A 7,069-nucleotide genomic window follows, 5' to 3' on the forward strand; every position below is an offset into this window, starting at 1 on the left:
TGGATACACGGCAGTAGCAGAGCGTGGGTGCAGCTTCGTTGCTGAATCCCATGAGTTCAGCCACGTCATAATAACGTGTACCGCCTTTGGTCTTTCTGGCTGGAAGCAACTCGCCTGTACTCTCCCATTTCCTCAATGTTGAGTGGTCAGTACCCAGCAAGCGAGCTGCTTCACCAATCTTGACTAATCTCTTATCCATAGTGTGAGATTATGATAGATAATCATAGTTTACTCAATACTGTTTCAAACCCTACTCATCGCTTCTCAGATCAAAACTTTCAAACGCTTGCACTCGGAAACTACCAGGCCATAACTCCAGGCTTCGCTTTTTGGAGCTGGCTCCTCATGCTCAATCAACTTGTGACACATTTGCATCGGATTAAGCCCTTTCTTCTTCAGTCGCTCCAGAACCTGCTTCAACTCAACATCATGGGGATCGTTGGCGTCGGTCTCCTGATGACGTTTTTTGACCGCTACTTTCATTTGTTTCATAACATTCTCCATATTTCATTAACATATGAATTCAGGATTTATTATTGAGAACGGCTCTCAGCCCATATACCTCTTACTCTATACTCAAATAATTGATTCTGCGTGCAGTAGTGCAGGAGGAAGTTCATGAAACGTCTCTACTACCTAACCCAATCACTGGACAGTGTCAGCAAGATCTCAGACGATCTCCACCGGGAAGGTTTATCAGATTGGAACATTCATGTTCTTAGTAAAGATGCTGCCGGTCTCTACCACCGCCATGTTCATGGTGCCAATCTTTTCCAGCAAAATGATCTGATCCACTCGGGTGAAATGGGTGCCATGATTGGTGCGACTCTGGGCATTTTGGCGGGTCTCATGGTCGACAGTCTGTTCACTCTACCTATGCTGGTTCCTGCTGCAGTGATGGTCAGCGCCACCCTGTTTGGAGCCTGGTCAGGTGGACTGGTAGGCATCACAAAGGAGAACTACAAGGTCAAACGCTTTCATGACGATCTTGAAAAAGGGCAATACCTGATAATGGTCGACGTTCACAGAACACAGGAGCTGCTCGTTAAGCAACAGGTTCAACGCTATCACCCAGAAGCTCTACTGTCTGCTCAGGGCTCAAGTTTGACACAACCCTTCAGTTACAACTTCTGGTTTTCTCCCCGCAGAGCCTAAACTCCTATAGAACCGCCCCGTGGTTCCTGCGGGGTCCACACAAACCCACCGTCGTATGCAGCAGAAGTTGCTGTCATTAAATCTTCATGAAATTTCAAAGTAACTGCCTTGAAGAATACCTAGCTTTTATATTGTGGAAGCAGTAACCGGCATCGAAGTGATCATCATGGAAGATGTTTTGCTGAGTGTTTTTAAACTGTGACGGGTTCGTGGATTTTTTTTGTCATGTTTGAATGCCGTGTGCCGATAGTCGTTTCTCCACATCATCAATTGTTTCAATGGAGCTGAAATGAACGACTTGAAAAAGCTGATTCACTTCGAACAAAAGGTCGGAGATGTCGCTTACTGGTTATTGACCATACTCGTTATTGCCTGGCCAACCTACTCACTGCTTTTATAGGCAATGTGCAGGGAAACAGCATTATGACAACGAGGGCTCTTCATCATCATAACGAGAAACAGAGCGAGCCCTGATTTCCACTTTTTCAAAACGATCGACCATATCCCTTGAAGGCTGCCGACCTAGATAGCTAAACAAAATACACGCCATCATAGAGATGGCAAACCCCGGCACTATCTCATAAAGATCGAACACCCCACCGGACAATGGCTTCCATACCAACACGGTAATCGCACCGGCAATAATACCCGCCATTGCCCCCGATCCCGTCATTCTTTTCCAGTAAAGAGACAAGAGCAGAGCGGGTCCGAATGCTGCCCCGAAACCAGCCCAGGCATAAGACACCATTCCAAGTACACTACTGCCGGGATTCATCGCCAGCCAGGTTGCAATCACTGCAATACCCACAACAGACAGACGACCCACCAACAGAACTTCCTGAGCATTGGCACCACTTCTAAAAATATCCCTGTAGAAATCTTCAGCAAAAGCCGTAGAACAGACCAGTAATTGGGAGTCAGCCGTACTCATAATGGCCGCCAGAATCGCTGCCAACAGAATACCGGCAATAACCGGATGGAAGAGAGTATTCACCATCAACATAAAAATGGCTTCCGGGTCATCCAGCTGTATACCGGATCTCTCGGTATAAACAATACCAGCAAGACCGACCAGCAGCGCCCCCAGCATACAAATACCCGTCCAGCTGACGGCGATACGTCTTGCCAGAGTTAACTGGCCCGACGACTTCACCGCCTTGAATCGAGCCAGAATATGAGGCTGACCAAAATACCCCAGCCCCCAACCTAATAAGGAGAAAATAGTAATCAGAGACAGAGCCTGGCCTTCACGAGTGGTAAAGATGTTGAGTAGCTCCGGGTTCAGCTCTCCAATTTCTACAAATACCCGATCAGCACCACCACTGACTTCAAGTGCCGCAATGGGCACAACCAGCAACGCAGCGGCCATTAATAACCCCTGAATCAGATCTGTCCAGCAAACCGCCAGAAAGCCACCAAACAGGGTATACGAAATCACAGACATCATGCCGATGATCACGGCCCATTCATAATCAATACCGAAAACAGACTCAAACAGTTTGCCTCCGGCCACCAGTCCAGAGCTGGTATAAAACAGAAAAAAGATCAGGATAAATGCGGCAGAAACGGGCTGTAATAGCCCCTTACGATCCTCAAAACGATTAGCAAAGTATTCTGGTAAGGTCAGGGAATCATCGGCCACTACGCTATAGATTCTTAAACGCCGGGCAACAATCAGCCAGTTCAGCCAGGTTCCTCCCAGCAACCCAGCAGCTAACCAGAAAGCCTCAAGCCCTGCCGCAAAAGCATAACCGGGTAGACCCAGCAGCAACCAGCCACTCATATCAGACGCCCCTGCACTCAAAGCAGCTGACCAGGGTCCAAGAGAACGTCCCCCGAGAAAATAATCTGCTGAATTGAGTGTTCTCTGCCAGGCGATATAGCCGACCCCCAGCATCATAGAAAAATAAACTACGAAGGTCAGGATAATCTGCAGGTTTCCTTCAGACATAATAATTTCCCTGATTGTCGTTCATGCCCTTTTTTATCAAGGTAGTTCATTTATCACTCTTCTGTAACATTTCTGTGTTTTTTATAGCCATTTGAATTAATCTCCCTCCTTATTCTGATCACCAATCTTAACCATCTACTCAACTGCAGATTTCCTTTCGGATTAAAATTATCTGGCTATCCTTAGATTCCATCTCCAGTCTTAATGATCTGCCAGCATCTTGATACTGGCTTCTGTCTGTAGCCGACTGTCTGAGTACAACCCATGGCAATGCATCGCGTGATCCAACTGAAAGAGTGCGACCGAGTCTGGATTAATGTCAATCTGGCTACCTTTGACCCATCCCTGTCTGATCCCTACGGCTCAAGACACCGTTGCGCTCTGGGTATTCATAAGGGAAAGATCGCACGCATTGAACCCATGTCAGCAGTAACTGCCACCCGACTACCTTATGATGTGATTGACGGCCATAACGGCTGGCTGACACCGGGTCTCATTGACTGCCATACCCATCTGGTATTTGGTGGTCACCGGGCTCAGGAGTTCGAATTAAGATTGAAAGGTGTCCCTTATGAACAGATTGCCGCTCAGGGAGGGGGGATTCTTGCCACAGCCAGAGCAACCCGGGTGCGCTCCAAAGAACAACTCATCAAGTCCGCCCTGCCCCGTCTCAAGGCATTAACTGCCGAAGGGGTCACACTGGTTGAAATCAAGTCCGGTTATGGCCTGAACCTCGTCGATGAAATCAAGATGCTCGAGGTTGCCAAAGAATTGCACAACCGGCATACCGTAAAAATCGTCAGTACATTACTGGTAGCCAGCGCACTTCCCCCTGAGTTTGCTGGCAGAACCGATGAATACGTCGATATGATATGCCAGCGGCTGATTCCGGAAGTCGCTGAGAAGAAGCTGGCTGAAGCAGTGGATATCCATTGTGAAAATAACGCTTTCTCCATGACTCAACGCATCAGAATCTTTCAATCTGCTATCGATCATGGGCTTCCAACAAAGTGCCACACAGAACAATTCAGTAAAGGCGGAGGCGCCTCTCTGGCTGCACACATGAATGCCCTTTCCTGCGATCACCTTCAACATATTTCCGAGCAGGGCATTGCTGACATGGCGGAATCAGGCTCTATAGCGGTACTGCTTCCCGGCTCTTATTACTTTATGCGTTGCGATACGACGCCTCCTGTTGAGCGCTTAAGGCACTACGATGTCCCCATTGCTCTGGCTACGGATACCAATCCAGGGACATCACCGTTAGCCTCCATCAGATTGATGATGAATATGGGCTGCATCTTTTTTCAGCTCACACCCGCAGAAGCTCTGGCTGGCGTCACCATCAATGCCGCTCGTGCTCTGGGCATCTCAGATCACTATGGCAGTCTTGAAGAAGACAAATCCGCAGACTTTTGTCTCTGGGACATAGATCACCCCAATGAACTGGCCTATCAATTAGGACATTGCCCTTTGCAACAACGGGTCATTGACGGACAAATCATAGATACCAGCCAGCCAGAAAACACTTGATACCTCTGCACTGCATTAAAGCAAAAGGGTTTACTGAAAAATCTCATCCAGAGTGTAAGTCGTAACCGCCTCCCCCGCTTCTGTAGCTACTTTCAACATCTTCCGTGCCAATTCCCAATCATGGGCAGGCCTGAACTTCTTCAAACCAGGTAATTGACAGAGAAAAGGTAAAAGTTTGGCCGCCAGATCCTCACCCAGCCTGCTTTCTTTTCTTTGCCCCAATAAAAGCGATGGTTGAAAAATACTCACTCTCTGAAAAGGCAGTTGCTTGATCGCTTGCTCCAACTCACCTTTCATTCTGAAATACTCCGATATACTCTGCGGATTGGCTCCACTGGAACTGATCAGCAGGTAATGAGGCACATTATTGCCTGCAGCTATTTGGGCAGCTTCTAACTGATAATCAAAATCTATGCGTCTTTGGGCTTTGAGGGAGCCAGCCTTCTGTTTCGTGGTCCCCAGGCAGGAAAAAAACAGATCGCCTTTTATCACCTCTTTGTACTGACCCAGATTCTCGAAATCAATGATATGACTTTCAAGCTTGTCAGACTTTTGTAGTAACTCTCTTCGAGTAAGAGCAACCACCTTTTCTATTTCACTGGATTCCAGAAGCTGATTCAGCAGCTCAGACCCAACCAAACCTGTGGCACCAATGATAATGGCTGTTTTAGGCATGATGCTCTCCACTACTTTTGAAGTTTTTTCTTATGGAGTGAATGATATACCGGATTGGACTGGAAAGCTGGAAAGGTGAAATCTCTGCCTGATCACCAAGGTTCGTGGAGTGAGAAAATGAAGTTTCCATTCAACCGCCCGGGCAACTCTTACTTCTTAGATTTAGATAACCATGGACGTATAGTAATTTCTGACAACGACTAAACCAGTCAACCTTGATCCTCACTAACGGTGAATATCCTGACGTAGCCTCACAAATCATAAAATCAGTGACTAACTCGAAATAGGCTATATTCAACTCCTATAAAAAATTCAGTCCAATGTGATTACTATGCTAATCAAATATAAACGACTGAGTACTGCTTTAGCATTGGTCAGCCTCTTCGTCCTGAACGCCTATCCGGCAGAACAGCAGCCTTTGACTGGAGGAGACTATATCGGTGTTAAGTACCCTGAAAGTTATTGCACTGGAGAAACCTGGTGCGCCATATGCACTATATATGGCTGCGGATGTTGTGGAGGTTTAGCTGTAGCAGCCGTCGTCGCTACATCCATAATATATGCTCTCGATATTCCTGCCTTGATTAATCAGTCCAACTATCAACCTACCTGTGAGAGCCCATTAATTTCAGCGGTTGATTATGATTTCGAGGATCAGAATGATTCTTGCCCTCAGGGTTTTCATTCACTCGGAACTCTGCGCCTATTCAACGAAGGGGACTGCCGCTATTACAACATCACTTCGGGCTATGAGCACTCCAACTTTACCCAGCTGATGCTCAATAATAATGAAACCCTCAATGCAAAATACATCATACTTGATGCACTATGCCTTAACTTTGATGACGCTAATCTTTGCATGAAAACATGGAACGCAAAGCTACTAAACACCTCTTCAGCGGATATAGAGTACATTGCCAGCCAGCTAAAACGGTATGCAAAAAAGGATTCGTTGAAGATACTCCCTCATCAGCACCGCTCAAAATTGTTGATAACGAGTTTTGTGAAAAGATACCTTAGTGATATTTAACTTCTCATATTAATCGTTGTCAGCCTCTGCGTAAAAACGAATACACCGCAAAAAACGCCTGAGCAAAATTATGGAAGCCTATGCCTGACCTGGCATGCCCTCACGGAAGGATCGTAGAAACGAAAATCTTGTGAGTCTTTTGAAATCAAAAATAAGTGCTCAGCATTTGGGAAGAAAGCCTCACAATTGGGGACTGTTAACTGATGAAATACGCCCTGTAGTGCACTTTTTCTGCCTCCCATGCTTCTAAACTAATACTGGATCACTTCGCAGCATGACATATGCATTCCTACGAGGAATTGTAGGAACAAGAAAACACTGAGTGAACGACAGTAATCGTTAATATAGACAAAACTTCCCAGAGGGAGACCCATAAAAAAGCCCGACCAGCGTCCTGATCGGGCTTTCTATGTTCAATGCCATACAATGGCGCACTCTTATATGAGCTATACGTTACCACGAGTGATCGTGGGAACGAGAAGATACAGAGTAAACGACAATTATCGTTGATAGGAATGAAGCTTTGTAAGGCGGGGAGACCCATAAAAAATGCAACTCATAAAAAAAGCCCGACCAGTTTCCTGATCGGGCTTTTCTCTATTCAATGCCTGGCGATGACCTACTCTCACATGGGGAAACCCCACACTACCATCGGCGATGTATCGTTTCACTACTGAGTTCGGGATGGGATCAGGTGGTTCCAATACTCTATGGTCACCAGGCAA

General features: G+C 46.5%; 7 protein-coding genes and 1 rRNA gene. 3 read left to right on the forward strand and 5 right to left on the reverse strand.

Features of this window, described 5'->3' with window-relative positions; all coding sequences use genetic code 11:
• A partial coding sequence (locus ACR2PX_RS01930; protein WP_433997671.1) for a MerR family DNA-binding transcriptional regulator occupies nucleotides 1-199 on the reverse strand: 199 nt, incomplete at its 3' end.
• Nucleotides 200-264: 65 nt separating this feature from the next.
• Nucleotides 265-492: a hypothetical protein gene (locus ACR2PX_RS01935; protein WP_433997672.1), complete on the reverse strand. Its 228-nt coding sequence runs from the start codon at nucleotides 490-492 to the stop codon at nucleotides 265-267.
• A 126-nt stretch (nucleotides 493-618) separates the two neighbouring features.
• Between ACR2PX_RS01935 and ACR2PX_RS01940 the strand changes: the two genes are divergently transcribed.
• A complete protein-coding gene (locus tag ACR2PX_RS01940; protein WP_433997673.1) occupies nucleotides 619-1,155 on the forward strand; it encodes a hypothetical protein in 537 nt (178 codons plus the stop codon).
• A gap of 421 nt (nucleotides 1,156-1,576) precedes the next feature.
• Here ACR2PX_RS01940 and putP read toward each other — a convergent pair whose 3' ends face one another.
• Nucleotides 1,577-3,106 (reverse strand): sodium/proline symporter PutP, encoded by a 1,530-nt coding sequence (gene putP, locus ACR2PX_RS01945; RefSeq protein WP_433997674.1) that lies wholly within the window; start codon nucleotides 3,104-3,106, stop codon nucleotides 1,577-1,579.
• A gap of 264 nt (nucleotides 3,107-3,370) precedes the next feature.
• On the opposite strand from putP, the gene hutI reads away from it, so the two are divergent.
• Nucleotides 3,371-4,639, forward strand: coding sequence for an imidazolonepropionase (gene hutI, locus ACR2PX_RS01950; RefSeq protein ID WP_433997675.1), 1,269 nt, complete (start codon nucleotides 3,371-3,373; stop codon nucleotides 4,637-4,639).
• Nucleotides 4,640-4,669: 30 nt separating this feature from the next.
• On the opposite strand, the gene ACR2PX_RS01955 is transcribed toward hutI, so the two are convergent.
• Nucleotides 4,670-5,314 carry an NAD(P)H-binding protein gene (locus ACR2PX_RS01955; RefSeq protein ID WP_433997676.1) on the reverse strand — a complete coding sequence of 215 codons (645 nt, stop codon included), beginning with the start codon at nucleotides 5,312-5,314 and terminating at the stop codon, nucleotides 4,670-4,672.
• Between the two features lie 331 nt (nucleotides 5,315-5,645).
• On the opposite strand from ACR2PX_RS01955, the gene ACR2PX_RS01960 reads away from it, so the two are divergent.
• Nucleotides 5,646-6,344 (forward strand): hypothetical protein, encoded by a 699-nt coding sequence (locus ACR2PX_RS01960; protein ID WP_433997677.1) that lies wholly within the window; start codon nucleotides 5,646-5,648, stop codon nucleotides 6,342-6,344.
• 606 nt (nucleotides 6,345-6,950) lie between these two features.
• Here ACR2PX_RS01960 and rrf read toward each other — a convergent pair.
• Nucleotides 6,951-7,066, reverse strand: a 5S ribosomal RNA gene (gene rrf, locus ACR2PX_RS01965).
• Nucleotides 7,067-7,069: the final 3 nt, after the last annotated feature.

The organism is Endozoicomonas sp. (genome assembly GCF_051008435.1).
Lineage (GTDB): Bacteria > Pseudomonadota > Gammaproteobacteria > Pseudomonadales > Endozoicomonadaceae > Endozoicomonas_A.

Bases quoted from the DNA above. Each gene is read 5' to 3' on its own strand.
- ACR2PX_RS01935 (WP_433997672.1), bottom strand. From the start codon at position 492: ATGAAACAAATGAAAGTAGCGGTCAAAAAACGTCATCAGGAGACCGAC.
- ACR2PX_RS01940 (WP_433997673.1), top strand. From the start codon at position 619: ATGAAACGTCTCTACTACCTAACCCAATCACTGGACAGTGTCAGCAAG.
- putP (WP_433997674.1), bottom strand. From the start codon at position 3,106: ATGTCTGAAGGAAACCTGCAGATTATCCTGACCTTCGTAGTTTATTTT.
- hutI (WP_433997675.1), top strand. From the start codon at position 3,371: ATGGCAATGCATCGCGTGATCCAACTGAAAGAGTGCGACCGAGTCTGG.
- ACR2PX_RS01955 (WP_433997676.1), bottom strand. From the start codon at position 5,314: ATGCCTAAAACAGCCATTATCATTGGTGCCACAGGTTTGGTTGGGTCT.
- ACR2PX_RS01960 (WP_433997677.1), top strand. From the start codon at position 5,646: ATGCTAATCAAATATAAACGACTGAGTACTGCTTTAGCATTGGTCAGC.